Origin of the sequence: Mucilaginibacter pocheonensis, assembly GCF_031456535.1 — a bacterium.
Classification (GTDB): Bacteria; Bacteroidota; Bacteroidia; order Sphingobacteriales; family Sphingobacteriaceae; genus Mucilaginibacter; species Mucilaginibacter pocheonensis.
Genome location: NZ_JAVDUU010000001.1, coordinates 281,346 through 307,369, shown reverse-complemented (window position 1 = coordinate 307,369; position 26,024 = coordinate 281,346). Strand labels below are relative to the sequence as shown.

At 40.7% G+C, this 26,024-nt stretch carries 29 protein-coding genes; all 29 read left to right on the top strand.

Annotated features, from left to right (window positions below; genetic code table 11):
- Window positions 1-9: 9 nt before the first annotated feature.
- The 29 genes from J2W55_RS01325 (at window position 10) to J2W55_RS01185 (ending at window position 26,015) form a co-directional block, all read left to right on the top strand.
- A complete protein-coding gene (locus tag J2W55_RS01325) occupies window positions 10-498 on the top strand; it encodes a UpxY family transcription antiterminator (protein ID WP_310091091.1) in 489 nt (162 codons plus the stop codon).
- 153 nt (window positions 499-651) lie between these two features.
- Window positions 652-2,439 carry an asparagine synthase (glutamine-hydrolyzing) gene (gene asnB / locus J2W55_RS01320; RefSeq protein WP_310091090.1) on the top strand — a complete coding sequence of 596 codons (1,788 nt, stop codon included), beginning with the start codon at window positions 652-654 and terminating at the stop codon, window positions 2,437-2,439.
- Complete coding sequence (locus tag J2W55_RS01315) at window positions 2,432-3,550, top strand: glycosyltransferase family 4 protein (RefSeq protein WP_374726350.1); 1,119 nt, start codon at window positions 2,432-2,434, stop codon at window positions 3,548-3,550. Before asnB ends, J2W55_RS01315 begins: the two co-directional genes overlap by 8 nt.
- The gene (locus tag J2W55_RS01310; protein WP_310091085.1) at window positions 3,547-4,410 is read left to right on the top strand and encodes an ABC transporter permease; all 864 of its coding nucleotides are present in this window, start codon (window positions 3,547-3,549) and stop codon (window positions 4,408-4,410) included. The genes J2W55_RS01315 and J2W55_RS01310 overlap by 4 nt, the downstream gene beginning before the upstream one ends.
- A complete protein-coding gene (locus J2W55_RS01305; protein WP_310091083.1) occupies window positions 4,411-5,679 on the top strand; it encodes an ABC transporter ATP-binding protein in 1,269 nt (422 codons plus the stop codon).
- A 4-nt stretch (window positions 5,680-5,683) separates the two neighbouring features.
- Entirely contained in the window at window positions 5,684-6,088 is a 405-nt protein-coding gene (locus J2W55_RS01300) for a sugar 3,4-ketoisomerase (protein WP_310091082.1), read from the top strand.
- Entirely contained in the window at window positions 6,078-6,500 is a 423-nt protein-coding gene (locus J2W55_RS01295) for a sugar 3,4-ketoisomerase (RefSeq protein ID WP_310091080.1), read from the top strand. Before J2W55_RS01300 ends, J2W55_RS01295 begins: the two co-directional genes overlap by 11 nt.
- Window positions 6,497-7,033, top strand: coding sequence for a GNAT family N-acetyltransferase (locus J2W55_RS01290; protein WP_310091079.1), 537 nt, complete (start codon window positions 6,497-6,499; stop codon window positions 7,031-7,033). The genes J2W55_RS01295 and J2W55_RS01290 overlap by 4 nt, the downstream gene beginning before the upstream one ends.
- 5 nt (window positions 7,034-7,038) lie before the next feature.
- Complete coding sequence (locus tag J2W55_RS01285; protein WP_310091077.1) at window positions 7,039-7,275, top strand: acyl carrier protein; 237 nt, start codon at window positions 7,039-7,041, stop codon at window positions 7,273-7,275.
- Between the two features lie 2 nt (window positions 7,276-7,277).
- The gene (locus tag J2W55_RS01280; RefSeq protein ID WP_310091073.1) at window positions 7,278-8,330 is read left to right on the top strand and encodes a ketoacyl-ACP synthase III; all 1,053 of its coding nucleotides are present in this window, start codon (window positions 7,278-7,280) and stop codon (window positions 8,328-8,330) included.
- A complete protein-coding gene (locus J2W55_RS01275; protein WP_310091071.1) occupies window positions 8,323-9,075 on the top strand; it encodes an SDR family NAD(P)-dependent oxidoreductase in 753 nt (250 codons plus the stop codon). Before J2W55_RS01280 ends, J2W55_RS01275 begins: the two co-directional genes overlap by 8 nt.
- Before the next feature lies 1 nt (window position 9,076).
- Entirely contained in the window at window positions 9,077-10,081 is a 1,005-nt protein-coding gene (locus J2W55_RS01270) for a ketoacyl-ACP synthase III (protein ID WP_310091069.1), read from the top strand.
- A 1-nt stretch (window position 10,082) separates the two neighbouring features.
- A complete protein-coding gene (locus tag J2W55_RS01265; protein WP_310091067.1) occupies window positions 10,083-11,195 on the top strand; it encodes a DegT/DnrJ/EryC1/StrS family aminotransferase in 1,113 nt (370 codons plus the stop codon).
- A complete protein-coding gene (locus tag J2W55_RS01260) occupies window positions 11,188-11,727 on the top strand; it encodes a glycosyltransferase family protein (RefSeq protein ID WP_310091066.1) in 540 nt (179 codons plus the stop codon). Before J2W55_RS01265 ends, J2W55_RS01260 begins: the two co-directional genes overlap by 8 nt.
- Complete coding sequence (locus J2W55_RS01255; RefSeq protein ID WP_310091064.1) at window positions 11,720-12,274, top strand: hypothetical protein; 555 nt, start codon at window positions 11,720-11,722, stop codon at window positions 12,272-12,274. Before J2W55_RS01260 ends, J2W55_RS01255 begins: the two co-directional genes overlap by 8 nt.
- A 34-nt stretch (window positions 12,275-12,308) precedes the next feature.
- Window positions 12,309-13,340: a glycosyltransferase family A protein gene (locus J2W55_RS01250; protein ID WP_310091061.1), complete on the top strand. Its 1,032-nt coding sequence runs from the start codon at window positions 12,309-12,311 to the stop codon at window positions 13,338-13,340.
- 41 nt (window positions 13,341-13,381) lie between these two features.
- Entirely contained in the window at window positions 13,382-14,341 is a 960-nt protein-coding gene (locus J2W55_RS01245) for a nucleotide-diphospho-sugar transferase (RefSeq protein WP_310091059.1), read from the top strand.
- Window positions 14,338-15,186 (top strand): class I SAM-dependent methyltransferase, encoded by an 849-nt coding sequence (locus J2W55_RS01240; RefSeq protein WP_310091057.1) that lies wholly within the window; start codon window positions 14,338-14,340, stop codon window positions 15,184-15,186. Before J2W55_RS01245 ends, J2W55_RS01240 begins: the two co-directional genes overlap by 4 nt.
- A gap of 29 nt (window positions 15,187-15,215) precedes the next feature.
- A complete protein-coding gene (locus J2W55_RS01235; RefSeq protein WP_310091055.1) occupies window positions 15,216-16,325 on the top strand; it encodes a glycosyltransferase family 9 protein in 1,110 nt (369 codons plus the stop codon).
- A 1-nt stretch (window position 16,326) separates the two neighbouring features.
- Complete coding sequence (locus J2W55_RS01230; protein WP_310091053.1) at window positions 16,327-17,253, top strand: glycosyltransferase family 2 protein; 927 nt, start codon at window positions 16,327-16,329, stop codon at window positions 17,251-17,253.
- Between the two features lie 26 nt (window positions 17,254-17,279).
- Window positions 17,280-17,987 carry a class I SAM-dependent methyltransferase gene (locus J2W55_RS01225; protein ID WP_310091051.1) on the top strand — a complete coding sequence of 236 codons (708 nt, stop codon included), beginning with the start codon at window positions 17,280-17,282 and terminating at the stop codon, window positions 17,985-17,987.
- Entirely contained in the window at window positions 17,984-18,820 is an 837-nt protein-coding gene (locus J2W55_RS01220) for a glycosyltransferase family 2 protein (protein WP_310091048.1), read from the top strand. The genes J2W55_RS01225 and J2W55_RS01220 overlap by 4 nt, the downstream gene beginning before the upstream one ends.
- A 7-nt stretch (window positions 18,821-18,827) precedes the next feature.
- A complete protein-coding gene (locus J2W55_RS01215; protein WP_310091046.1) occupies window positions 18,828-19,829 on the top strand; it encodes a hypothetical protein in 1,002 nt (333 codons plus the stop codon).
- Window positions 19,822-20,640, top strand: coding sequence for a DUF5672 family protein (locus J2W55_RS01210; protein WP_310091043.1), 819 nt, complete (start codon window positions 19,822-19,824; stop codon window positions 20,638-20,640). Before J2W55_RS01215 ends, J2W55_RS01210 begins: the two co-directional genes overlap by 8 nt.
- Before the next feature lie 30 nt (window positions 20,641-20,670).
- The gene (locus J2W55_RS01205) at window positions 20,671-22,389 is read left to right on the top strand and encodes an HAD-IIIC family phosphatase (protein WP_310091041.1); all 1,719 of its coding nucleotides are present in this window, start codon (window positions 20,671-20,673) and stop codon (window positions 22,387-22,389) included.
- 1 nt (window position 22,390) lies between these two features.
- Entirely contained in the window at window positions 22,391-22,636 is a 246-nt protein-coding gene (locus J2W55_RS01200) for an acyl carrier protein (RefSeq protein ID WP_310091037.1), read from the top strand.
- A 24-nt stretch (window positions 22,637-22,660) separates the two neighbouring features.
- Window positions 22,661-24,073, top strand: a complete 1,413-nt coding sequence (locus J2W55_RS01195) for an MBOAT family O-acyltransferase (protein ID WP_310091034.1) — start codon at window positions 22,661-22,663, stop codon at window positions 24,071-24,073.
- On the top strand, window positions 24,073-25,149 hold the full coding sequence (locus J2W55_RS01190) for a hypothetical protein (protein ID WP_310091033.1): 1,077 nt from the start codon (window positions 24,073-24,075) through the stop codon (window positions 25,147-25,149). Before J2W55_RS01195 ends, J2W55_RS01190 begins: the two co-directional genes overlap by 1 nt.
- On the top strand, window positions 25,146-26,015 hold the full coding sequence (locus J2W55_RS01185; protein ID WP_310091031.1) for a glycosyltransferase family 2 protein: 870 nt from the start codon (window positions 25,146-25,148) through the stop codon (window positions 26,013-26,015). Before J2W55_RS01190 ends, J2W55_RS01185 begins: the two co-directional genes overlap by 4 nt.
- The last annotated feature ends 9 nt before the right edge of the window (window positions 26,016-26,024 follow it).

The following is a 26,024-nucleotide window of genomic DNA, read 5'->3' as shown; positions in this document are numbered from 1 at the left end:
CTTTAAAAAATGAATTGGTACCCCGTTTATACTAATGCACGTGCCGAAAAAAAAGCTTACGAGGCGCTAACAAATAAAGGAATTTTAACCTATCTTCCGCTGCACCGCCAGCTTAAGCAATGGAGCGACCGGAAAAAATGGGTTGAAGAACCTTTTATTAAATCTTACATATTTGTAAACATTGCCGAGCATGAGCAGGCCGAGGTATTAATGACCAAAGGAGTAGCCCGCTTTTTATACTTTTCGGGTAAGCCTGCTGCTATGCCCGACCGCCAGATAAATGAGTTAAAATTATTAATGGCGAGTTCGGTTGAACTGGAAATTACAGAAGAACATCTGGAACCAGGCGAAAAAGTGCTGATAAAGGCAGGGCCATTAAAAGGAATGACCGGTGAGGTAATATCATACCGGTCGCAAAAACAATTGATATTAAGGCTCGAAAGTATTGGCTGCTCCATCATAGTACATGTGGCAGCTTCATACATTAAACGCTTTTAATCAAATTGTTATTGGCGCACCGGAAATGACAGCTTGTTATAAGCTGTAAAACCCAACAGTAATTTTTTTAGAACACTCATAAATTACTGTTAATTAATAAGTTACAAAACAAAAACGTGACTTACGGGGCGAAGCTGTGAAAAGTAATGAACAATGTGCAGGATAGCAGGGATAGTTAGCAAACAACTGCTGCCAGAGGATATCAGGGCAAAAGTAAAGACTATGTGCGCAGCACAGCAGCATGGCGGCCCAGATGATGAAGGTATATTTTCAGAGGATAACGCTCACACCGTATTTGGACACCGGCGGCTCTCCATCATTGATCTTAGCAGGCAGGGGCACCAGCCTATGGCCGATGCCGCCCAAAAAGTTTGGATAACCTTTAACGGCGAAATTTACAATTATCAGGACTTGAAGGATGAGTTGCTAAAGTTGGGCGCTCAGTTCAGGTCGGCTACCGATACCGAAGTTATTTTGTTATCTTATCTGCAATGGGGCACCGCCGCCTTTTCAAAATTAAGGGGCATGTTCGCTTTCGCTTTATATGACAGCGTTAATGCGCTTACCTACCTGGTACGCGATACCGCAGGCATAAAGCCAATGTTTTACTTTGCACAAAACGCGGTGCTGACCTTTGCCTCCGAGATCAGGGCATTTACGGCCGCGGGTATCATAACAGAAAAAGACCCCGACTGGCCTGTAAGGTTTTTAGCGTTTGGCCATATCCCCGAACCATACACCACTTTAAAAAATGTTCGCTGTTTACCAAAAGGACATTTTTTACGCTGGGACAACACATCGTCAACCTATACCCTAAATGCTTATGCCACTATACCGGCAAAAGATCAGATCACAAATATTGATGGTGTCCTGCAGCTCGTGCAGGAATCATTAACAAAAGCTGTTAACCGGCAATTGATAGCTGATGCCCCGATAGGCGTATTTTTAAGCGGGGGTATTGATTCAAGCCTGATCGCCTTACTGGCCTCGCGGCAAAAAAAGGAACAGCTTAAAACTGTATCTATCTTTTTTAACGAGAAGAACTATGACGAGCAGGCATACCAACGCATAGTTTTAGATAAAATTGAGGGCGAAAGTTTTTTACACCTGGTGCAACAGCATGATTTTGAAACATTTTTGCCGCAGATCATCAACGCTATGGATATGCCTACTACCGACGGCATCAATAGCTGGTTTATTAGTAAATATGCGCATGATGATGGTTTAAAGGCAGTATTATCTGGTGTTGGCGCCGACGAGTATTTTGGGGGGTACCCATCATTTAGCCGGATAAATTATTTGAAACATTTACGCAAAATTAAGCCTTCCGTATTTTCGGCAGTTACCGGTATCTTACCTGATCATTATAAAAAGCTTTCCTATTTGGCCAACGACCATTACCTGGCTGATCATCTTTTATTGCGAGGGTTATTTTCGCCCGGGGATATTGCTCAATTGCTTGATACCGACAGTAAAAATGTTCAAAATATTCTTTTTGACATTGATCCATTGCCAGAGATGAACACATACAACAAGGAACATGCCTCCTGGCTCGAAACTAACCTTTATATGCAGAATCAGCTGCTTCGCGATACCGACGTTATGAGCATGGCGCACGGGCTGGAAGTAAGGGTACCGTTTTTGGATGAGGATTTTACCAATGCCGTTATCAGCATTAGCGCGGCAATACGGTTTAACAGCAGCCGGCCTAAAAAACTACTGATAGACAGCTTCAATAAACTATTGCCAAACGCTGTTTGGAACAGGCCAAAAATGGGCTTTACCTTTCCGCTGCAGCAATGGATGACAGCGCATAAAGAAATAAGCAATAGCCAGTTATATAAAGGCAAACTGGCTCAAAGCACCATTAAAAAGTTTAAAAATAAAACCATGCATTGGTCAAAGGCTTTTGCGCTTTACCAGATACAGGCCCATGTATAAAAAAGTGGTTTTATTTACTTTACAAACTTTTAGCACAACAGGGGGCATTCAAAAAATGACCCGTACACTTGGGCACGCTTTACATAAGGTGGCACAAACAAATAACTGGGACTTTGAACTATGGTCGGCTTATGACAGTCCCGGAACACTCATGCCCGAGTACCTGCCTGCTAAAAACTTTAAAGGCTTTGGTACAAATAAGCTTGCATTTGCATTAAAAGCCATACGCAGTTCTTTAAAGTTCAACGTGATCATATTAAGTCATATCAATTTGGCAAGTGTTGGCATGATCATTAAGCTGCTTAATCCGGGCTGCAAGGTTTGGCTTATTGCTCATGGTATTGAAGTTTGGCGACCACTGTCATCTACAAAAAAACAATTTCTGAAGCGTTGCGATAAAATAATTTGTGTAAGCAATTATACCCAACAGCAAATGATAAAGTGGCATAAAGTAGATAAAAGCGTTTGCCAGGTACTCAATAACGCTATTGATCCGTTTATGAAGCTGCCTGAATGCTTCACTAAGCCACAACACCTTATTGACCGTTACCAGCTCAACAATAATTATCCAATTATTTTTACATTAACCCGCATGGCCTCTACCGAAAAATATAAAGGTTATGAGCAGGTAATTAATGCCGTAAGTAGGTTAAAAAGCACATTCCCTCGTATAAAATATGTGCTATCAGGTCAGTATGACCAACTGGAACAAGCCCGGATTAGCAAACTGCTGGTCGATTATGATTTGACAGAACAGGTGATACTGACAGGCTTTATAAAAGAAACTGAACTTGCTGACCATTTTTTAATGGCCGATCTGTTTGTTTTGCCAAGCAAAAAGGAAGGCTTCGGCATTGTGTTTATTGAAGCGCTGGCCCTTGGCCTGCCTGTTATTTGCGGTAATGCCGATGGTAGTATTGATGCCATACGCAATGGAGAACTGGGTAAAGGAGTTAACGCCGATGATGCCGACGAGCTGTTTAACTGTATAGTTGCCTGCCTGGCCACCCCGTTAACTGCTTTAAAACGGAAAGAGCTGCAGGACCGCTGCATAATGCATTTTAACGAAACCGATTATATAAATAAACTGCAATTGCTGTTAACCGAATGAGCATATCAAAAGAGGAAGAATGGGACGTTGAAATAAACCCTAAAAACAACGTTTTTGACTTAAAACTTAAAGATCTTTGGCAATACCGCGATCTGCTTTTGTTATTGGTAAGGCGCGATTTTGTTTCATTTTACAAGCAGACGATCCTGGGGCCGGTTTGGTTTTTTGTTCAACCGGCAATAACCATCCTTTTTTACACCCTGGTGTTCGGTAACCTGGCTGGCATACCTGTTGATGGCTTGCCCAAACCGTTATTTTACCTGGCAGGCACCATTATCTGGAATTATTTTTCAGACTGCCTCACAAAAACTTCAACCGTTTTCAGGGATAGCGCGGCTATACTGGGCAAAGTTTATTTTCCGCGCCTTATAATGCCCTTAAGTATTGTTTTATCAAACCTCATTAGGTTTGGGGTACAATTTTTACTCTTTGTGGTGTTATATTTTATTTATCTGTTCAAAGGATTCGCGCTGTTGCCCAATGCTGTTCTGTTACTGCTGCCATTACTTATTTTGATGATAGCGGCTTTAGGGCTGGGCATGGGCATGATCGTGTCGGCTGTAACCACAAAGTATCGTGACCTTTCTTTCGTTGTTTCTTTTGGCGTGCCGTTATTAATGTATACAACAACCGTTATCTTTCCATTGTCAGTTGCCGAAGCCAGGTACCCGGCCTATAGCTGGCTGGTAAAGTTCAATCCTATAACTGCTGTTATTGAAACCTTCAGGTATGGCCTGTTGGGCAGAGGCAGCTTCAGCTGGGAACTGATAGGTTATAGCCTCATAACTACAGTTTTAATTTTACTGACCGGTACGGTCATATTCAATCAGGTTGAAAAAACATTTGTAGATACCGTATAAATGGCAAAAGTAATTAAGGTCGAAAATCTTTCAAAAGCCTATCAGTTGGGCGATTTTGGCACAGGTACCATATCACGCGACCTGGAACGCTACTGGGCCAGGCTGAGAGGCAAAGAGGATCCCTTTTTAAAGATAGGCGAAACAAATGACCGTACAACCAAAAGTAAGAGCAACATAGTTTGGAGCCTAAAAGACCTGGACTTTGACGTTGAACAGGGTGACGCCGTGGGCATAATTGGCCGTAACGGTGCCGGCAAAAGCACTCTGCTTAAAATATTAAGCCGTGTTACCTCCCCTACAACCGGTTCGGTTAAAGTTAAGGGCCGCATAGCAAGCTTACTGGAAGTTGGCACAGGCTTTCATCCCGAACTTAGTGGCAGGGAAAATATCTTCCTTAATGGCGCTATACTGGGCATGCGTAAAGCCGAAATCAAAAGAAAGTTTGATGAGATCGTGGATTTTTCTGGCGTTGAAAGGTATATAGATACGCCGGTAAAAAGATATTCATCGGGCATGTATGTACGCCTTGCCTTTGCAGTGGCCGCCCACCTGGAATCGGAAATTTTAATAGTAGACGAGGTTTTAGCCGTTGGCGATGCTGAGTTTCAAAAAAAGTGCCTCGGCAAAATGGGTGCTGTAAGCAAAGGCGAGGGCCGTACGGTTTTATTTGTGAGCCATAACATGGCGGCGGTAAAAACCCTGTGCACCAGGGGCATTGTGCTGGCAAATGGTAGTTTGGTATTTAACAATAAGCAGCTGGAAGCAGTAAGTTTTTACCAGCTTAACAATACCACCCAATCGCAGTTTGAACATACCGGCGATCTGGAAGCGGCGCCCGGCAATGAAAACATACGCGTTTTAGGTTTCAAAATCAAATCGCTTAAAGGCGATAGCATATCCATATCAACCGGATTGAGTTTTGAGCTCACCTTCTTCAATAAAAAAGCAGGCATCAACCTTGATTCAACTTTTGAGTTAAAAAACAGCGATGAAATACCTGTTTTCCATCATGGTGCATTAATTTCAACCAATAATGATTCAAAAACCGGCATTTACACCGTAAAAGGAATTCTACCCGCGCATTTGCTCAACGCGGGCCATTATACTTTTAAACTTATATTCGGCGAAAACCAACGTTACCTGTTATATGGCATTGATGATTTTATAAGTTTTGAAGTGGAGAACGAATCCAGAGGTACCAACAGTTACCTTGCGCCGGGTGTAATTAGTCCGGCTTTAGCATATACCATTAACTACCAGGCGAATTAAGCAAATGCAAACTCCCTCCATCATCCAGCTGCCCAAATTTTTAGATGACCGGGGCAATCTGTCATTTATTGAAGAGAACCGCCATATCCCGTTTAAAATTCAAAGAACTTATTGGATTTATGATGTACCCGGCGGTGAAAGAAGAGGCGGCCATGCTTACAACAATCTGCATGAATTTATTGTGGCCCTCAGCGGCAGCTTTGACGTGGTACTGCACGATGGCGAAAAAGAAATGCGCTTCAACTTAAACCGCTCCTATTACGGCCTGTACATTCCGCCGATGATGTGGCGCGAAATTGAAAACTTTTCAACCAATTCTCTGGCACTGATACTGGCCGACAGCCCATATGACGAAACTGCCTACATCAGGGATTTTGAAGAATTTAAAAGCAAAAAACATGCAGGATAAAAACTCAACCGTTTTTGATTGCAATATCATTCACCTGCGCCGCATCCATAACCGGGCAGGCAATATTACCCCCGTTGAAAATAATATCCATGTACCCTTTGATGTTAAGCGGGTGTTTTATTTATACGATATACCTGGCGGCGAATCCAGGGCGGCGCACGGGCATAAGGAACTGGAGCAATTTATTGTAGCAGCCGGCGGTAGTTTTGATATTACCATTGACGATGGCATCAACAAAAAAACCGTGCAGCTAAACCGTCCCTATTTTGGCCTGCATATTAAACCGGCCATATGGTGCAATATATCCAACTTTTCATCTGGCGCCATTTGTTTGGTGTTAGCATCAATGCTGTATGATGAGGACGGGTATTTGAGAGACTATTCTGAATTTAAGACCTTCAGAGGGCTATGATCACATTACCCATAAAAAAATACGGCCTGACATTCAGAATGGTAGAGGTAAGCGATGCGGCATTTATCTTAGGGTTAAGAACTGATCCAAAACTTTCGCGGCATTTATCACCAACCGACGATGACCTGGCCAAACAACAGGCCTGGATCTGCGCTTATAAAGAAAGAGAAACACAGGGCCTTGAATATTATTTTTTGTTCGAAAACGAAGACCATGAACCCCAAGGCGTAGTACGCCTGTATAATTTTATCAACAAAACCTACAACAGCGGCAGCTGGCTGGTAAAACCAGGCAGCGATGATTTTACAGCCATTAAATCCGATCTGTTCATTTCGTCATTCGCTATAAATGAGCTTGGCTTTGAGCAATGCTTATTTGAGGTACGAAAAGCCAATAAAAAGGTGGTGCGCTTTCATAAAATGTTTGCCACGTTACTAAGCGAAGATGAAAATAATTTATATTTGATAATGGACAAAAAGGCTTATGAACGCAAGTATAAATACCTCACCAGTATAATTGAACCAGAAATATAACGCTTATGAATATTGAACAATTTGTCCGCCAGTTTGCTGAGCAATTTGATGAAATACCAACCGACGATTTCAGCATCGATACCAAATTTAAGGAAAATGATGAATGGAGCTCAATGACTGCCCTGTCGGTAATTGCCCTGGTTGATGACAGCTACTCGGTTAGGCTAACCGGCGATGATATTCGCAAATCATCAACCATACAGGACATTTATGACATTGTTGCGTCAAGGGTAACCGCTTAAGCATGGCTTTTCTGCACATCAAAAATGTAAGTATTAGAGGTGTCGCCGCTTGTGTACCGTCAAAAATTGAGGAGAATGCGGGCATTACCAATATCCCTGACCTCGAAAAATTGATAAAAACTATAGGAGTTGAACGCCGGCATATGGCTAAACCAGAAACCTGCACATCTGACCTTTGCTTTGAGGCCGCCCAAAAACTTATTGAAGAGTTAAATTGGGACAAAAATGATATTGAAGGTTTAGTATTTGTTTCACAAACACCTGATTACATTTTACCGGCTACGTCGCCCCTGCTTCAGAACCGTCTTGGGTTGCCGCATGATTGTTTTACCCTCGATATCTCATTGGGATGTTCGGGGTATATTTACGGACTAAGTACTTTGGCGGGCTATATGCAAACGGGGGGCATCAAAAAAGCCCTGCTTTTGGTAGGCGATACCTCCACAAAAGTGTGCTCGGCTGATGATAAAATTACTTATCCCCTGTTTGGCGATGCCGGCACTGCCACAGCGCTTGAATATAGTGATGATGATGAAGGTTTCTTGTTTCATCTGGGCAGCGATGGCGGCGGTTATAAATCCATCATTATTAATGACGGCAGCTATCGTAACCCATACAATAATGCCTCGTTAGAAATGCAGCATATCGGAGACGGCATCAGCAGGAATAATTTACAGCTTACACTTGATGGCATGGATGTATTCTCGTTCGGTATCTCTAAAGCTCCGGAAACTGTAAATTCACTCATCAGTAAATTCGACATAAATAAGGATAGCATTGATTATTTTTTCTTTCACCAGGCTAATCAGATGATGAATGAGCGGATCAGAAAAAAACTTCAGCTCCCTGAAGAAAAAGTACCTTACTCTTTAAAAGACTTTGGCAACACCAGCAGCGCGAGTATTCCCTTAACCATGGTTACACAAAGCGCGGCTGAATTAAAAAATGGCGACAAGCAAATAATAGCCTGTGGGTTTGGAGTTGGGCTGTCATGGGGCAGTGTAAAATGCTCAACAAAAAACCTCATCATCCCCCATTTGATATACCATGGATAATTCGTTCAACTTTCAGGGTAAAACAATATTGGTTACCGGCGCATCATCAGGTATCGGCAAACAAATAAGCATTCAATGTGCCATGGCAGGTGCTACTGTTTATCTGCTGGGGCGCGATATAGGGCGGCTGCACGCAACCTTAAATATGATGCAAGGTAACGGGCACCAGATATTTTGCGGTGATATACGGAATGAAGACTTTATTGTTGATACCTGCAAACAGTTGCCGCCGCTTGATGGCGTTGTACAGTCGGCTGGTTTGATGAGGCTCATACCCTTAAAATTTATAACCGCCGAAATTATTGACGATATTTTTTCGATCAACTTAAGAGCACCAATACTGTTTACCACTACGCTGGCTAAACTAAAAAAACTCAATCCCTCGTCGTCAATTGTTTTGCTGTCATCAATCACCGGGGCTGTTATAGGTTGCCGCGCCAATTCCATATACGGGGCAACAAAAGGCGGTTTACAGGCCTTTTGCAAATCGGCGGCGCTTGAGCTCGCAAAAAACAACATCAGGATCAATTGTGTGGCCCCCGGTATGGTTGAAACAGAAGGAGTTGAAAGAATTGGCGAACAAGTTACCGCCGAAAGTATTGAAGAGGATAAAAAAAACTATCCACTGGCGCGGTACGGTACAACTACAGATGTAGCTTCGGCCTGTTTGTTCCTGTTATCGTCAGCAAGCAGTTGGACAACCGGGAGCACCCTGGTAATTGACGGGGGCTTTACCGCCCAATAATATGACAGCTTATATAAAGGCGATTTCCTATTATCTTCCTGAAAAAGAACTGAGCAATACAGAACTGTCTGCCTTATTCCCGGAATGGGCTGTTGAAAAAATAGCAAATAAGATTGGCATCAATACCAGGCACATCGCGGCCGATGATGAATTTGCATCTGATATGGCCATAGCCGCGGGCCAAAAGCTGTTCACAGAACATAATATAAAACCGGGCGATATTGATTTTGTACTGTACTGTACCCAAAGCCCAGATTATTTTTTACCATCAACAGCCTGCATCATTCAGGAAAAGCTCAACATACCGGTAAAAGCCGGCGCGCTTGATTTTAACCTCGGCTGTTCGGGTTACATTTATGGGCTGGCTTTGGCTAAAGGCTTAATAGCAGGCGGCATAGCCAAAAATATTTTACTGCTCACGTCAGAAACCTATTCAAAATTCATCCATCCAAAAGATAAAGGCAACCGCACCATTTTTGGGGATGCGGCGGCGGCTACCTTAATCAGCACCAGCGGCCTTGCCGCCATAGGCGGGTTTGAGCTGGGTACCGATGGCAAAGGCGCCGAAAACCTGATAGTAAAACAAGGGGCTGTTCGCTATCCACAAAAAAATAACGATACACTGAATGATGGGTACGGCAATGAGCAGTCACCCGGGAATTTGTATATGGATGGGCTGGAGATATTTGCCTTTACTTCGCGTGAGGTCCCGGCGTTGATAACGGATACGCTTGAAAAAAACAACTTAACCAGGGATGATATTGGACAGTTTATTTTGCACCAGGCCAATCAATATATGCTGGAGCACCTGCGTAAAAAGATGGGCATTGAGCCCGAACGCTTTTATATTTACATGGCGCGGGTAGGCAACACCGTATCATCAAGCATCCCTATTGCGCTGTATGAGGCCCTAAAAGAAAAAAACCTAACATCCGGCGATAAATGGCTGTTAGCGGGCTTTGGTGTAGGTTACTCCTGGGGCGGCACTGTTATAACATTTAATTAATTTGCAGATCACGAACATCCCATTTCTATCTTTCGACAGTCAGAACCAGTTGATTGAAAATGAAATAAGGACCGCGTTTGAGCGGGTTTTTCAAAATAAGTGGTACATACTTGGCAACGAACTTACGGCGTTCGAGAAAAGCTACGCCGCATTTAACCAGGTAAACCATTGCATTGGTGTAGCCAACGGCCTTGATGCCCTGCACATTGCCTTACGAGCACTTGACATTACCGCGGGCGACGAGGTGATAGTACCCTCAAACACTTATATAGCTACCTGGCTTGCAGTTTCACACACCGGCGCAGCCATAGTACCGGTTGAGCCCAGCGCCGCAACTTACAATTTAGACCCACAGAAAATAGAAGCCGCCATTACCTCAAAAACAAAAGCCATTATGCCCGTGCATCTTTACGGCCAGGCTTGTGAAATGGATGCTATTATGCACATTGCTCAAAAGCACAATTTATATGTGGTTGAAGATAACGCCCAGGCGCAGGCCGCAAGCTATAACGGCCAGCTCACAGGCAGCTTTGGCCATATTAATGCAACCAGCTTTTATCCAACCAAAAACCTGGGCGCCTTTGGCGATGCCGGCGCCCTGACTACCAATAACCCCGCGCTTGCCGCTAAGGCATCGGTATTGCGCAATTATGGGTCCGAAACGAAGTACTATAATGAGGTGATTGGTTTTAATTCCAGGCTTGATGAGCTGCAGGCGGCGTTCCTGTCTGTAAAATTAAAATATCTTGAAACGTGGACCAACGAAAGAAAAGCCATAGCCGCTATTTATAACCAGGGGCTTGCAGGAATAGCCGGGTTGCATTTGCCTGCCACAGCCTTAAATGCCGGACATGTATATCACTTATATGTAATACGCACGCCACAACGGGATGAACTGCAACAGCATTTAAATAAAAACGGCATAGGTACGGCCATCCATTACCCAATACCGCCGCACCTGCAAAAAGCCTACCGGCAGCTGGGGTTTAAAAAAGGCGATTTCCCCATTGCCGAAGATCTGGCAGCAACAAGTTTAAGCATACCGCTTAACCCCGGTATGACGGAGGAAGAAACCAGCTACATTGTTAAACAGGTACGTGCCTTTTATGCCTAAAATATTGATCATTAATGGCTCGCTAACCATGGGAGGAGCTGAAAAGCTGATCTATGAACTGACTGCATTTGCCCAAAAAAACAATATTGTACCCGAAGTATTGATCCTGGACAGTTATGAGCAGCAATATTACGACCAGATATTGAAACAGAACAACGTCAGGGTGATCAGGACGCGGCTGCAAAGTATTAAACATTTGAGGGCACCTTTAAAAATGTTTAAATCGCTGTATTGGTCGGTCAAGCTCAGGTTTTTTGCAAACAAATTATATGAAAGTGTTCACGTGATAGGTTTGTACAACATATACCGCGTAAAAAATAGCATTCGGCATAAACACAGGCACCTTTGGCACGTAACCAATGCCATACAGAATGAAGGCGGTACTTATAATTTCCCTGAAGGCTATTTTGACGACAAGCAGGATACCGTAGTTTGTGTAAATACTTACCAGGTTGATGAGTTGAAAAGCTCGTACGCGCCGGAAGTGCTGAAATGTAAAATTAAACTGTTCAGGTTATTTATAAATGATTAAACTCAATGTGGTTGCGCGTATTGCTGCAGATAAAAATTCATTCCCTGATCTGATATTTGCACTTCATGAGTTGAACAAACAAGGTATTACGCAGGTGCATATTTTGTTTATAGGCAGTATATATAGCATGGCGGTTTACGAAAACATTATTGAGGAGGCTACCCGTTTACACGTTTTGCCAAATATCGCGTTTACCAAAAGGTCAATCCCTATTAGCGAATTAAGCGAAGAGGTGCAGCAAGGGTATTTTATAAATTTTACCATTGGGAATTTTGTAGGCTACTCTGCCCTGGAAAGCATTAAGAACGGTTATAAAACCATATTGTATAATGCCGATCCAAGCCTTGAAGGGGAATCTTCGGGGTTGATCAATTCATGCGCTAATCTTAATGAGCTCATCGGGCTGATAAAAAAGATCGATAACAATAAAACCGCCGTGGATGCCGAAATTATGGAGGCTAACCAAAAGATGATCAACAGGTTTTGCCTTGACCTTAGTGAAAAGGACAATTTGTTATCCATGATGCTGCCCGGCCAAAGAATATGAAAACCCACGTTTTTAAATACATGGAACCTATAGGATGGAATTAGGCGTATCGGTTATTGTTTGCTGCTTTAACAGCGCGGAGCGCCTTGCCGAAACCATCAAACATCTGGCTTTGCAAAAGGTACCTCCGGATATTCCCTGGGAAGTGATCGTTGTTGACAATGCTTCGACGGACGATACCCGGGCAAAAGCAAAAACCGAATGGGTTAAATATCAACTGACCGGGGTTGAATTTAAAATTGTTAATGAACCCCTTGCGGGCCTTAGCCATGCGCGCAATAAGGGAATTGAAACAGCCGGTTACGAGTATCTTTTATTTTGCGATGATGATAACTGGCTTTTTGACAACTATGTTTTTACCGCTTTTACCCTGATGAACGCCGATAGCGGGATAGGTGTTTTAGGCGGCTGCGGAATTTTTGAGCCCGAAGAACCGGTATGGGCCGATGCGGAGAAATTTAAAACCGCTTACGTGAACGGCGCGCAAACATGGGCCGAAACCGACCATTGGGTATATGGCGCGGGTTCTGTTTACAAAAAATCTGTTCTTACTGCGCTGAAACAAAAAGGCTGGCAACAGATAACTACTGGGCGTACCGGCAAAAAAATGCTCTCGGGAGATGATGTGGAGATCTGTTTTATGACCTACTTAATGGGTTATAAAATTATAGCCAGCGATAGTTTAAAGTTTAAGCATTTTGTACCCATGAAAAGGCAAAACATCAATTACGTTTTAAGCCTGCATTACTGGCACAGCTACGTAACGGTGTTGCTAAACAGCTATTTTACCATTTTAAATAATGATGCAAGACCGGTTAAGCAGGTAAATGCACAATGGCTCCGCTCGGCAACCCAAACACTTATCAAATTCAGGATATTTCTGATCGTTCAAAGATTCATCAAACGTAAGAAGGCCACTGTCGAACAAATAATTACGCTTAATTCCATGCGCGGAACATTTTGGTCGCTTTTAAAAAACAGGGAAAAAGTGATCAAACACCACCAGCTTATCAAACAAATACTTCAAACACGGCCAACTAACAGCAATGCAACATCCTTTGTCTAATTCAAATAACGGAGTCGCAAAATAATAAGTGATTATCGGTAATGTCATTTAAAACCCCTGTACTTTTCTTAATTTTTAACCGGCCTGATATTACCGGACGCGTATTTAATGAAATAAGAAAGCTGCAACCCGCCCAATTATTTATAGCGGCTGATGGCCCCAGGGCCAATTATCCCGGCGAAGAAGAGAATTGCACATTGACCCGGCAGATGGTTTTAAATAATATTGACTGGCCCTGCGAAGTTAAAACCTTATTCAGGGATAAAAACCTCGGGTGTGGCAAAGCAGTGTGGGAGGCTATTACCTGGTTTTTTGATCATGTGGAAGAGGGTATAATTTTAGAGGACGACTGCCTGCCTGATAACACTTTTTTCTGTTTCTGTGAAAACCTGTTAGAAAGATACAGACATAACAATGAGGTGATGCACATCGGTGGCGCTAACTTTCAAAACAAAAACTTAAACATTAAGCACAGCTATTATTTTAGCAACTACATACATATATGGGGATGGGCCACCTGGAAACGCGCGTGGGAATTATATGATTTTGCCATTCCGCATCATTTTGACCAATCATTTACCGGTATACTGAAAAAAAAATTTCCAAAAACCGCGGAGTTTGATTTTTGGACAAAAAGCTTCACCGCAATGGCCGGTCAAGCTATTGATACCTGGGACATACAATGGTCATATAGTGTTTATAAAAACAACGGCATAGGTATTACACCGGCCTTAAACCTGATATCAAACATTGGTTTTGGACCCGAAGCCACGCATACTCATTCGTTTGATCCAAACGTCACAGCCATACCGCTTAATTCCATAAATGAGATTAAACACCCAGAGGTGATAAAAATTAATACCAAAGCGGATGCTTATACTTTTAAAAAACTTTTTGGACGCGGAACTACCGGCTTTGACAGGATCAAATTTAAAATAGGTAAAAAAATACCGCTCATTAAACGCGTTTACTTAAAAACAATCGGCAAAAAAGCACAATGACCACAGAGGATATAAATTGTGTGATATGTACCAATAAATTATCGGCATTATTTGAGGCCCAGGTAATGTTCAGCTATAATATCAGCTACTATAAATGCCCGGTATGCGGTACAATACAAACAGAAAAGCCTTACTGGCTGTCCGAGGCTTATGAAAACGCCATTACCGCAACTGATATCGGCTTGCTTTCCAGAAATATAGATCTGAGCACTAAGGTTTTTAACCTGATAACAAAAACATTTGACAGCAGTAAAAAGTTCCTTGATTTTGGCGGGGGCTACGGCGTACTCGTTAGATTACTGCGCGATAAAGGGCTTGACTTCTATCGTCAGGATATTTATTGTCAAAACATATTCGCTGTCAATCATGACATATCTGATCTAAAAGAAAATGAGCGCCGGTTTGAACTGGTTTCCTGCTTTGAAGTTTTTGAACACGTGGCCGACCCCTTTAAGTTATTTGAAGAACTGTTAAGCTATTCTTCAAATATCCTGGTTTCAACAGTTATTATACCCGAAAACCAAAGTATTACTTCGGCGGCCGACTGGTGGTATTTTGCGCCGGAAACCGGGCAGCATATTACTTTTTATACCATGAGATCACTGGCGTTGATAGCCGAAAAATATGGTATGAACTTGTATTCCGACGGGCAAGGCCTTCATTTGTTTACCCCCAAAAAACTCAATGACGATCCTTTAAAACAAAGGACCTCGTTAGTTGACAAAATCAGGAATAAGCTGATCCATATTTTGAGCCCTTCCGCAAAATCCGGCGTAATAAGCCTTACCCAAAACGATGTGGCCATTGCCAAAGCCAGGGCGCTACAACACATCATGAATAAATGATTAGGCGGCTGATAGATAAGTTTAAATTTTTGATCATCCGGGTTGCTGCGCCGCGGTTGATCAATATTGTATTTGGTTTTCTGCCGCGAAAAAAGGATACCCTTTTGATCATCAAAACTGATGGCATTGGCGATTATATTTTATTCAGGAACTATCTATCCTTTTTAAAGCAGTCGCAAAAACATAAGCACTATAAAATTTATGTGCTCGCCAATGCAACAAGTAAAGATCTGGCAGAGCATTTTGACTCAGACACCGTCGATGATTTTTTTTGGTACGCTGATGGTTATTTTTTGCAATGGAAATTGTTAAAATTGCTGTTAAACCTTCAACTTTTGCAATTAAACAGCATAATTTACACCAATTATTCCCGGAAATATGCTGTTGACTGGATAGTAAAAAACATTAATGCCAAACACAAAACCGGCGTAGATGGCGACCTTGTTAATCAAGCTGCAAACCTGAAACAAAAAACCGATAAGTACTACACGCAACTGATCAAAATGCCTCCTAATCCGGTACATGAGTTTGAAAGGAACAAACAGTTATTTGAAATAATTACAGGCGAAAAATGCAGTCTTACAAGGCCTTACATAGATAAAAGCCGTTTAAACCTCACCCCGGACAATAATATCGTAATTTTTACCGGAGCCAGTGATAGCAGCAGAAAGTGGGACAATAAGAACTTTAATGTGCTTTGCAAAATGATACTTTCAAATCTGGATAGTCGTGTTATACTGGCAGGCGGCAAAGATGAAGTCCAAGATGGGTTCAAAATTGAGGACGGGCTTGCTGCACACGACAATTTTTTTAATAAAATTGGCACGTTAAACCTGGTACAATTGTGCGAATTAATCGGCAGTGCAAAACTTCTTATTTCGGCCGATACGGTAGCTATTCATATCGCCGCAGCTTTGTGTGTACCAGCAATTTGCATTTCAAAAGGCGATCTTTACGGCAGGTTTATTCCATATCCAGGTCACGTAGCAAACAATATCACCTGTATTTACCCTAATGATCTGAAGGCTAATGATGTTCATTATGCGGAATGGTCTAAGCATAGCATAAACACTGTTTTGCCGAAAGATGTGTATACTGCAATAGAAAACGTGTTAAAAATTCATAAATATATTTCCTGATTTGCAGCTCCCTGATTTAAAACAGTACCGTTCAACGTTTGAAAAAAAGGGCATATCCCTGCCGTTACCATCAGTTCCATTTGAGCAAAAAGGTTTGTTGAATGCATTGCCGAAGCCTAATTTAAACCAAACTGGCTGGCCATGGACGCAGGAGACCGATCCTAAAGTTTATAGTATAAGGGGCAGCTGGCCAAAGTTGACTATTGTAAGTCCATCTTTCAATCAGGACAAGTTTCTTGAGCAAACGATCAGATCAGTACTTTTACAGAATTATCCAAACCTGGAATATATCATTATTGATGGTGGCAGTACTGATGATTCTAAACAGATACTTGAAAAATATTCTAGGTGGATTAGCTACTGGCAGAGTGAAAAGGATGAAGGTCAGGGACATGCCATAAACCTTGGTTTTAGCCTGGCATCAGGCAATCATTATGCCTGGATCAATAGTGATGATTATTATACAAAAGATAGTCTATTTACTGTTGCAAGTGCGTTTTTAAGTTCACAAACTGACTTTGTTTATGGGTATGGGTACAACCTTAATACCGTTAAGAACGAGTTAGAATTAGTGAAGATTTTACCAGTGCGGGATTACTTTATAAAGATCCCGGGCATTATACAACCTTCTGCATTCTGGAGTGCCGGCATCCACCAACCTATTTGGGAGGAGCTACATTGCGCCCTTGATTTTGAGCTGTGGCTGCGGTTAGTTAAGGGACGCAGCCGGCGTTTAGTAAAAAAAACACTATCAGTTGCGCACGTACATGATGACGCCAAAACCTCCGACCCAAAAATGAAGCAAAAATGGCATGAAGATCATTTAAAGATCTGGTCGACTGAAGCTCACGGAACTGTACATGAATGGAAGAGAATTATTTTTTTAAACCGGATAAGGCAAAAGCTTTATAAATTACTTCATTTATAAAAACACCAACAGTTAACTAAACCAATATGATAAGCCGGATAAAAACCGCCATCAAAAAAATTCTGAAACATAAGGTCAGCGACGATGAATTTTATACCGACCTGTTTATTCATAACGCCGCATGGAATAGCGCTGCTCCAAATGAAGAAGAAAGGCTCAGATGGGCAACTATTGAATCGTTCATTTTACAAATAAAAGATCTCCGCGCCCTATCAAATGATAATTCCATAATGGAAATCCTGGATTTAGGATGTGGCCGCGGCTGGCTTAGTAACCTGTTATCAAATTATGGAAATGTAACAGGGATTGAGCCTGTACAATCTGTAGTAGAGTATGCCAACAAGCTTTTTCAACAGTTGACAATTAAAAAAGGGACAATAGAAGATATTATAGCTGAGGGTAAAACAGAGTATTATGACCTTGTTGTTTGTTCAGAGGTTGTTGAGCACATCCCTGACAACAATAAAGTTCATTTTATTAATAAAATAAATGCTGCTATAAAACGGAAAGGTTTTTTGATCATAACTACTCCAAGAAAAGACGCGGAACCCGAGTGGAAAAAATACAGTGACCCCAACCAGCCGGTAGAAGATTGGCTAACAGAAAAATCGCTTGAAGAGTTATTGGTGGCAGCGTCATTTAAAACCCTTTCCCTTAAGCGTTTTTCAATACCTCCTGTAAAAAACGCACCACCAATTGAAATATACCAGTTGTGGCTGGCACAAAAAGTATGATCGACACCCCGGCAATTTCAATAATAATGCCCTGCTATAACCAGGCAATATATTTAGCCGAAGCACTTGATAGCGTCTTAGCACAAACGTATATTAACTGGGAATGTATTATTGTTAACGATGGTTCGCCTGATGATACAGCGCAAATTGCTTCGGTATATTTAAAAAGGGATAATCGGATCAAATATTTACACAAAAAAAATGGTGGGCTGTCAAGCGCAAGAAACCGCGGTATAGAATTAGCTAAATCAGAATTTATACTACCCTTAGATGCTGACGATCTGATACATGAAAAATATATTGAAACCGCACTAAAGGCGTTTTTGGATAATCCTGCTTTAAGCTTGGTTTATTGCAAAGCGGAAAAATTTGGAGTAGAAGAAGGCCCATGGAACCTATCAGACTATTCCTTTCAAAATTTACTGCTTAAAAACTGCATCTTCTGTTCGGCCGTTTACAGAAAGCGTGACTGGGAATTGGCTGGCGGTTATGACGAATTATTAACAAGCTGGGAAGATTGGGATCTGTGGATTAAGATACTGAACCCCACATCATTAGTTTATCAGATTCCGGAAGTGTTTTTTTATTACAGGATTAAAAACGAATCGATGCTAAAAAGCATCACAAACCGGCTTCATGACGAACTGGAGTGGCGCCTGGTTTTCAATAACAAAGAAAAATATCAGCAGCAGTTCAACACACCGTTACAAAACGTACTTCGCGTAAGTCACCTGGAGCAAAAGGTGGATAGTATATTAAATTCCAGATCATACAAGGTTGGAAATTTCATGCTAAAACCGCTTTCTATGTTAAAAAACCTTTTTAAAAAGTGAAATAAGAATGATAGCCTTCACTATTTGTTCAAATAACTATTTAGCCCACGCAAAAACATTAGGCGATTCATTTTTACAGTATCATCCGGGTTCAAAATTTATAATTGGATTAGTTGATAAATTTAACGCTCAATTAGACAATTCGTTGTTTTCTGACTTTGAACTTATCCCTGTCGACAGCTTAAACATTCCGGAGTTTGATTCATTGAATTTAAAATACAATATCACTGAACTAAATACGGCGGTAAAACCCAGCTACTTCCATTATATATTCAAAAAATACAGCCCTCAAAAACTACTTTATATTGATCCTGATATACTTATTCAAAGTTCACTCACTGAAGTATCAGATATCCTCGAATCAAAAAACATTGTCATAACCCCTCATATTTTGTCACCAATTGATGATGATTATGCTCCTACAGATTACCATACCTTAAGGGGCGGAGTTTTCAACCTGGGTTTTATCGCTCTAAGTAATTATTCAAAAGTTAAAGACTTTTTAGATTGGTGGCATCAACGGGTAATAAAATATGGGTTTTCAGATTTTGGAAGAAGTATGTTTTATGACCAGTTATGGATAAATTTTGTGCCCTGTTTTTATGATAACTTCCATATACTAAAACACCCGGGTTATAACGTTGCTAACTGGAATCTGCACGAGCGCCAGCTTTCAAAAAGTATTGATCAAACGTTTATGATAAATAATGAATATCCGCTAAGGTTTTTCCACTTCAGCAGTTATAATTATTACAAACCCCATATAATATGCTCCTACCTTACAAGGTATAGTTTTACTTCAAGGCCCGATTTGCTCCCTTTGTTCAACCTATATTACAGCTTGTTAAAAAAAAACAATATCGAAGTTATCAGTAAGTCTGCCGTTTATTATTATCCCGGCTTAAACGGGTTAACTGATTCAAAACCCGTTGCAAAAAGGTCATTGATACTTAAGGTTTTTTCAAGGGTCAAACGATCTGTCAAGGTTTTAATAACCGGCCATGACTAAAGATCAATGCATTGTTGTTATACCCATTCATAGCTCAAAACCATCTGCTTATGAAATAATTTCCTTTAGGCAATGCTTTAAAATATTAGGGAATCATCCCATTAAAGTTATTGCTCCTCGTCATTTAGATATTACGGAGTACAAAAAAGCAGTTCCCGATTTTGAGGTCATTTTTATCTCTCCTTCCTGGCTCGCCAGTTTAAAAACTTATAATAAATTAAAATACAGCAGGTATTTTTACAACCTCTTTAATCAATATGATTTCATTTTAACTTATGAGCTTGATGCATTTGTTTTTTTTGATCGGCTAAATGAATGGTGCAATAAAAACTATGACTACATAGGTGCTCCCTGGTTTGAAGGATTTGATAAGCCACATAGTGAAAATAAAATAACCGGCGTAGGAAATTCGGGATTTTCACTCAGGAAAACAAAGACCATGCAAAAGGTATTAAAAACTTTTTATTACAAAAATCCGAAGGAATACAATACAGGGAACAGAAATAAAATTATAGCTATTATAAAATACCCCTATCGCAAGTTAATGAACATGCTTTGGCACGAGAATTACACTTTACAGTACAATTATGATGGATGTTCTGAAGACAGGTTATTTTGTGTGGACGTTGCAAAACAATTCCCTTTACATATTGCACCAATTGATGAAGCCATAAAATTTTCATTTGAAGTAAATCCCGACCGGCTTTTTAAGATCAATAAAAATAATTTACCTATGGGTTGCCACGCATGGTGGAAATATAACTTTGATTTTTGGAAGCCATTTATTCAAGACCAGGGTTACCATTGGTAATAAAAACATATAGCGAAAAACCTGACGTCCATGTTATCATTTTCAGATCTGAAAAAGAATTTAAAAAAAGAGACCACCGGTTTAAAACATCTTAAAATTGCTTTATTAGCCGATACTGCCTCTCAATTCATCCACACAGCAATAAAAGGCTATGGAATTGAATTAGGTTTAGATCTGAATATTTATGAAGCTGATTATGACCAGATAGAACAGCAGGTGTATGACCCTGCATCTGATTTGTATGCTTTTGCACCTGCTTATGTTATTATTATCCGCTCAACAGAGCATCTGCTTAACAAATTTTATAAACAAGACGACAGGCCAGGCTTTTACAACAATATTTTATCGGAAACGGGAAATATATACCAACACCTAACCGAAAAATTATCGGCCAAGGTGGTAATCAACACCTATGTCGAAATTAATGACCAGGTGTTTGGTAGCTATGCTTCAAAAACAACTACTTCATTTTTATACCAGCTCAGAAAAATAAATATCGGGCTGATGGATATCTCCCGCGAAAATAAAGATCTCCATATCACTGATCTCGCATCCCTGTCATCCGTTAAAGGTTATGACCACACCTTTGATCCCAAAATGTATATCAGTGCCGACATGGTTTTCAGCATTGATTTCCTTCCGCTTATTGCTCAAAACATTATTCAGATAATCGGCTCAACACTCGGAAATTCAAAAAAATGTTTGATCCTTGACCTTGATAACACTGTTTGGGGGGGGATAATTGGCGATGATGGTATGGAAGGCATACAGATTGGTAATTTAGGCATTGGCAAAGCCTTCACTCAACTGCAGCTGTGGTGCAGAGAATTAAAAAACAGGGGAATAATATTAGCAGTTTGCAGTAAAAACACCGAACATATAGCAAAAGAGCCGTTTGCTGATCACCCCGATATGATACTTACTTTAGATGATATCACTGTTTTTGTGGCCAATTGGGAAAACAAGGTTGATAACATCAGGTACATTCAGCAAATATTAAATATAGGGTTTGACGCGATGGTTTTTTTAGATGATAATCCATTTGAAAGAGAAATGCTCAGGTTTGCGATCCCAGATTTAACCGTACCAGAACTGCCCGCCGATCCGGCCGACTATCTCCTGTTTCTGCGTTCATTAAATTTATTCGATACGGCATCTTATACCGAAGATGATAAACACCGTACAACACAATACCAGCAGGAGGCCAAACGTAGCATTTTACAAAAGTCGTTTAACAACGAACAGGATTATTTAAAAAGCCTTAACATGCTGTCAAAGGTTGATAGTTTTGATAAGTTTAGCATCCCGCGTGTTGCCCAGTTAACACTTCGTTCTAATCAGTTTAATTTAAGGACCATCCGCTATACTGAAACTGCTATCGCTGCCATAAGTAGTTCTGACGAGTATTTTACGCTTCATTTTACCCTGGAGGATAAACTTGGCGACCATGGCTTAATAGCTGTGGTCATCCTAAAAAAACAAGACATATCAACCCTGTTTATTGATACCTGGATCATGAGTTGCAGGGTACTAAAAAGAGGTATGGAAAACTTTACGCTCAATCATATCATAAAAATTGCGCGCTCATCCGGTTTTGCAAAAATCATGGGCGAGTATATCCCTACGGCCAAGAACGGACTCGTGAAAGACCACTATAAAAACCTGGGCTTTACACCCGTTGGCGAAACCTGGGAATTGCAGGTTGACGGGCTTATTGAAAAAGAAAATTTTATTCAGCAGAAACGATAATATGGATACCGACGAAATAATACAGCAAGTAAACGATATTTTTAAGGATGTGCTTGACAATGATGATATCAAACTAACGGAAGGTACCACAGCCAATGATGTTGATGAATGGGATTCATTGAACCATATTCAATTAATTGTAGCTATTGAAAAACACTTTAAGGTACGCTTCACTACAAGCGAAATTTATAAATGGAAAAACATCGGCGACATGTGTAATATGATAGCGTCTAAAACACAACTGTAACCACCCTAATCCTAAACCCATTTAATGCTGTTTAATTCGCTTCTTTTTTTACTCTTTTTCCTGATAGTTACCCCTGCCTATTATTTAATGCCGCCCAAAATTCGGTGGGCCTGGCTTTTGGCGGCAAGCTGTTACTTCTATATGTACTTTAAGCCCGAGTACATCCTGATCATCTTTTTTACCATTATTGTTGATTATTGCGCAGGCATCCTTATTGAACGCTCGCAGGGCCGGCGCAGGAAGCTGTATCTGGTGCTAAGCTTGGTGGCTAATATTGGAGTACTGGCGTTTTTTAAATACTTTAATTTTCTGGCGCAAAACGTCAACTTTTTTACTTCATCATTTAGGGCACCGGAGCTTCCGCTGTTAAATTTTATTTTACCCATTGGTCTGTCATTTCACACGTTTCAGGCTATGAGCTATACCATTGAGGTATACCGGGGTAACCAAAAGGCCGAAAAACATTTTGGCCTATATTCATTGTATGTAATGTTTTATCCGCAAATGGTAGCCGGGCCTATTGAACGCCCGCAACATATACTCCCCCAATTGCACCGCATCAATTTATATAGCAACAAAAACCTGGTAACCGGTATATTTTTAATAAGCATAGGGCTGTTTAAAAAAGTAGTGATTGCCGATCGTTTGGGCCTGTATGTCGACCCTTTATTTGCAAATCCTCACGCGCATTCAGCCTTAGACCTTATTCTCGGCATATTCTTCTTCGCGTTTCAGATCTATTGCGATTTTAGCGGCTACTCCGATATCGCTGTCGGCGCCGCCCTTACATTAGGTATTGAACTGATGAAAAATTTCAATTTCCCATTCAGCAGTACCTCCATATCTGAATACTGGCGACGATGGCATATTTCTTTATCTACCTGGCTTAATGACTATTTATTTACCCCCATACTGATCAGTAAAAGAGACTGGGGAAAAGGTGCTGTTTACTTTGCCCTTTTTGTAACTTTTTTTGTAAGCGGCCTTTGGCATGGCGCCGGCTGGACATTTGTGATCTGGGGGCTTTTACATGCCCTGGCCATATCGTATGAGTTATATACTAAAAAATTCCGCAGCAAAATTTCAAAAAAAATCCCAGCTGCTATATACAATCGGCTCAGTGTTATTTTTACTTTTTTATACCTGCTTTTTTCATGGATATTTTTCAGGGCACACTCAATCCATGACGCTTTCTTTATCATTACTAAAATATCTGCCTTAAATAACCTCATGTACACCGCGGGGCGGCTAATGAATGTTAAAGAAATTTATTACTGCATCTGCATCATAATTATACTCATGGCTGGCGAAAGACAGTTGTATAAAATTGCCGATATGACCATTGGTAAAAAAGTGCTCGCATCCGTTACTCTATTCATATTATGCTACTTTTTAGGCGTGTTTAATGAAGCTCAGTTTATTTATTTTCAGTTTTAATGCGTAAAATACTGGCCATACTCATCATTATTATAAGCTCGTTGGTTTTATTAACTGCCATGAACCAGGGCTTTATAAATAAAGTTAAGCAGGATCGCTATTTTGAACATTTAACACCACAAGATGCTTCTTCACAATCATCATATCAGCAGATCTTTATCCGGTCAGACCGGTGGGGTTACGGTGACCTGTATGGTATATGTTATTTACCACAATACAGGCTCAAGCTGATCCCGTTCAGGACGTACAATGACAGATCCGATAGCGCGGCGAGCACAACTAACCGCGTGTTATATATTATTGGCGATAGCTTTACAGCGGATAAATTACTCAACCAGGCATTTACAGGTTTTGATAAAGTGATATTTCTCGATCGCCGGTTTCCGTTTGGCCCTATCCAATTGGATACCACAAAAGAAAATTTCCTGATAATGGAATTTTCAGAATTAAATGTCAGCGCCTATTCCTCAAAAAACTCCACCGAAATATTATCCGCTGGCGTAGCTACTGCTACTGTTAAACCGGTATCGCTTTTTAGCCGGCTGGGTAATATCATCTTCAATAAAGAACTAAGCAGGAATATCGAGCTGTTGCTTTTCGATGATAAAATTTTCACGCCAGTAAAAGAGTTTAAGGCATGGGTTAATTATAATTTTTTAATGCGGCTGCCTAAAGAAGTAGCTGTAAGTACAGATAAAAACCGGCTGTTATTAAATACAACTGTTGATATCAATTCTCCTCAATCTGTTTTCAGGCCATGGTCTGATACCGCGGTTAATGAGTTAACTCATGACCTCGCTGCAGATCAGGAACGTTATCTTTCAATGGGATTTAAAAAGGTGTTCCTTTCGCTTATTCCCAACGCTGTTTCTGTTTATGATAGTAAACGGGCAACTTACAACCATTTGTTGGAGCGTGTTGAAACAAAAACCAGTTTACCGGTAATATCAGTTTACAACATTTTTAAAGCAGATAAAAGAAATTTGTACTCGCGTAGTGATGCCCACTGGAATACACTCGGGTTTGAAATATGGGTTAATGAAACCAATAAGGTTTTAAAAGCGAATTTAAATTGACGCCTTTTTTTTCCATCATCATACCATTATATAACAGCGGCAATACGCTTATCACTTGCCTTGACAGCATAATTAGCCAAACGTATAAAAACTATGAGCTTGTTTTAATTGACGGTGCCTCATCAGACAATACCCTGCAGCTCATTAATAACTTCAGGAGCCTGCACAATGATATGAGCATCCAGCTGCTTTCAGAACCCGACGGCGGCATTTACGAGGCCATGAACAAGGGGATAGATCTGGCCAAAGGTGATTGGCTTTATTTTATGGGAAGCGATGATAGTTTTTATTCTCCTGATGTTTTAAACCAGGTTTCAACCGATATTGAAAATGAGTCTGTCGACCTTGTATATGGCAATGTAGAAGGGGTTGATTCGCACACCAGGTATGTTTATGATACCATTGATAAAGTACTATCGCAGGGCATTCACCACCAAAGTGTGTTTTATAAAAAGCAACTATTCAACACTATTGGCAAATACGACATCGGATTTAAAGTAGCCGCTGATTATCATTTTACCCTTAAAGTATTTTTTAACAATAGCTTTAAAACAAAATATACCGATATCGATATTGCCCACTATGGCGAAACCGGCTTAAGTTCAACTACATATGACTATAAGTTTTTTAGCTATCACTATAAATTTTTGGTCATGAACAACGGGATAGATAAAATTGACAACAAACAAAAATGCTTGGATACATCAATTTACTGCTGCCTTTACCTGGCCCGGCAAAAAAAAGATCTGGGCTTTGCCTGGCGTAATCTCCTGTTTTACATTACAGCATCAAACGGCCTGAGCTTAAAATTCAGGATAAAAACCTTTTTAAGGATGGTGTATTGGGGCTTAAAACCATCTGCATAAATATCATTC

Coding starts and splice junctions, on each gene's coding strand:
- J2W55_RS01325 (WP_310091091.1), top strand. CDS start 10: ATGAATTGGTACCCCGTTTATACTAATGCACGTGCCGAAAAAAAAGCT.
- asnB (WP_310091090.1), top strand. CDS start 652: ATGTGCAGGATAGCAGGGATAGTTAGCAAACAACTGCTGCCAGAGGAT.
- J2W55_RS01315 (WP_374726350.1), top strand. CDS start 2,432: ATGTATAAAAAAGTGGTTTTATTTACTTTACAAACTTTTAGCACAACA.
- J2W55_RS01310 (WP_310091085.1), top strand. CDS start 3,547: ATGAGCATATCAAAAGAGGAAGAATGGGACGTTGAAATAAACCCTAAA.
- J2W55_RS01305 (WP_310091083.1), top strand. CDS start 4,411: ATGGCAAAAGTAATTAAGGTCGAAAATCTTTCAAAAGCCTATCAGTTG.
- J2W55_RS01300 (WP_310091082.1), top strand. CDS start 5,684: ATGCAAACTCCCTCCATCATCCAGCTGCCCAAATTTTTAGATGACCGG.
- J2W55_RS01295 (WP_310091080.1), top strand. CDS start 6,078: ATGCAGGATAAAAACTCAACCGTTTTTGATTGCAATATCATTCACCTG.
- J2W55_RS01290 (WP_310091079.1), top strand. CDS start 6,497: ATGATCACATTACCCATAAAAAAATACGGCCTGACATTCAGAATGGTA.
- J2W55_RS01285 (WP_310091077.1), top strand. CDS start 7,039: ATGAATATTGAACAATTTGTCCGCCAGTTTGCTGAGCAATTTGATGAA.
- J2W55_RS01280 (WP_310091073.1), top strand. CDS start 7,278: ATGGCTTTTCTGCACATCAAAAATGTAAGTATTAGAGGTGTCGCCGCT.
- J2W55_RS01275 (WP_310091071.1), top strand. CDS start 8,323: ATGGATAATTCGTTCAACTTTCAGGGTAAAACAATATTGGTTACCGGC.
- J2W55_RS01270 (WP_310091069.1), top strand. CDS start 9,077: ATGACAGCTTATATAAAGGCGATTTCCTATTATCTTCCTGAAAAAGAA.
- J2W55_RS01260 (WP_310091066.1), top strand. CDS start 11,188: ATGCCTAAAATATTGATCATTAATGGCTCGCTAACCATGGGAGGAGCT.
- J2W55_RS01255 (WP_310091064.1), top strand. CDS start 11,720: ATGATTAAACTCAATGTGGTTGCGCGTATTGCTGCAGATAAAAATTCA.
- J2W55_RS01250 (WP_310091061.1), top strand. CDS start 12,309: ATGGAATTAGGCGTATCGGTTATTGTTTGCTGCTTTAACAGCGCGGAG.
- J2W55_RS01245 (WP_310091059.1), top strand. CDS start 13,382: ATGTCATTTAAAACCCCTGTACTTTTCTTAATTTTTAACCGGCCTGAT.
- J2W55_RS01240 (WP_310091057.1), top strand. CDS start 14,338: ATGACCACAGAGGATATAAATTGTGTGATATGTACCAATAAATTATCG.
- J2W55_RS01225 (WP_310091051.1), top strand. CDS start 17,280: ATGATAAGCCGGATAAAAACCGCCATCAAAAAAATTCTGAAACATAAG.
- J2W55_RS01220 (WP_310091048.1), top strand. CDS start 17,984: ATGATCGACACCCCGGCAATTTCAATAATAATGCCCTGCTATAACCAG.
- J2W55_RS01215 (WP_310091046.1), top strand. CDS start 18,828: ATGATAGCCTTCACTATTTGTTCAAATAACTATTTAGCCCACGCAAAA.
- J2W55_RS01210 (WP_310091043.1), top strand. CDS start 19,822: ATGACTAAAGATCAATGCATTGTTGTTATACCCATTCATAGCTCAAAA.
- J2W55_RS01205 (WP_310091041.1), top strand. CDS start 20,671: ATGTTATCATTTTCAGATCTGAAAAAGAATTTAAAAAAAGAGACCACC.
- J2W55_RS01200 (WP_310091037.1), top strand. CDS start 22,391: ATGGATACCGACGAAATAATACAGCAAGTAAACGATATTTTTAAGGAT.
- J2W55_RS01195 (WP_310091034.1), top strand. CDS start 22,661: ATGCTGTTTAATTCGCTTCTTTTTTTACTCTTTTTCCTGATAGTTACC.
- J2W55_RS01190 (WP_310091033.1), top strand. CDS start 24,073: ATGCGTAAAATACTGGCCATACTCATCATTATTATAAGCTCGTTGGTT.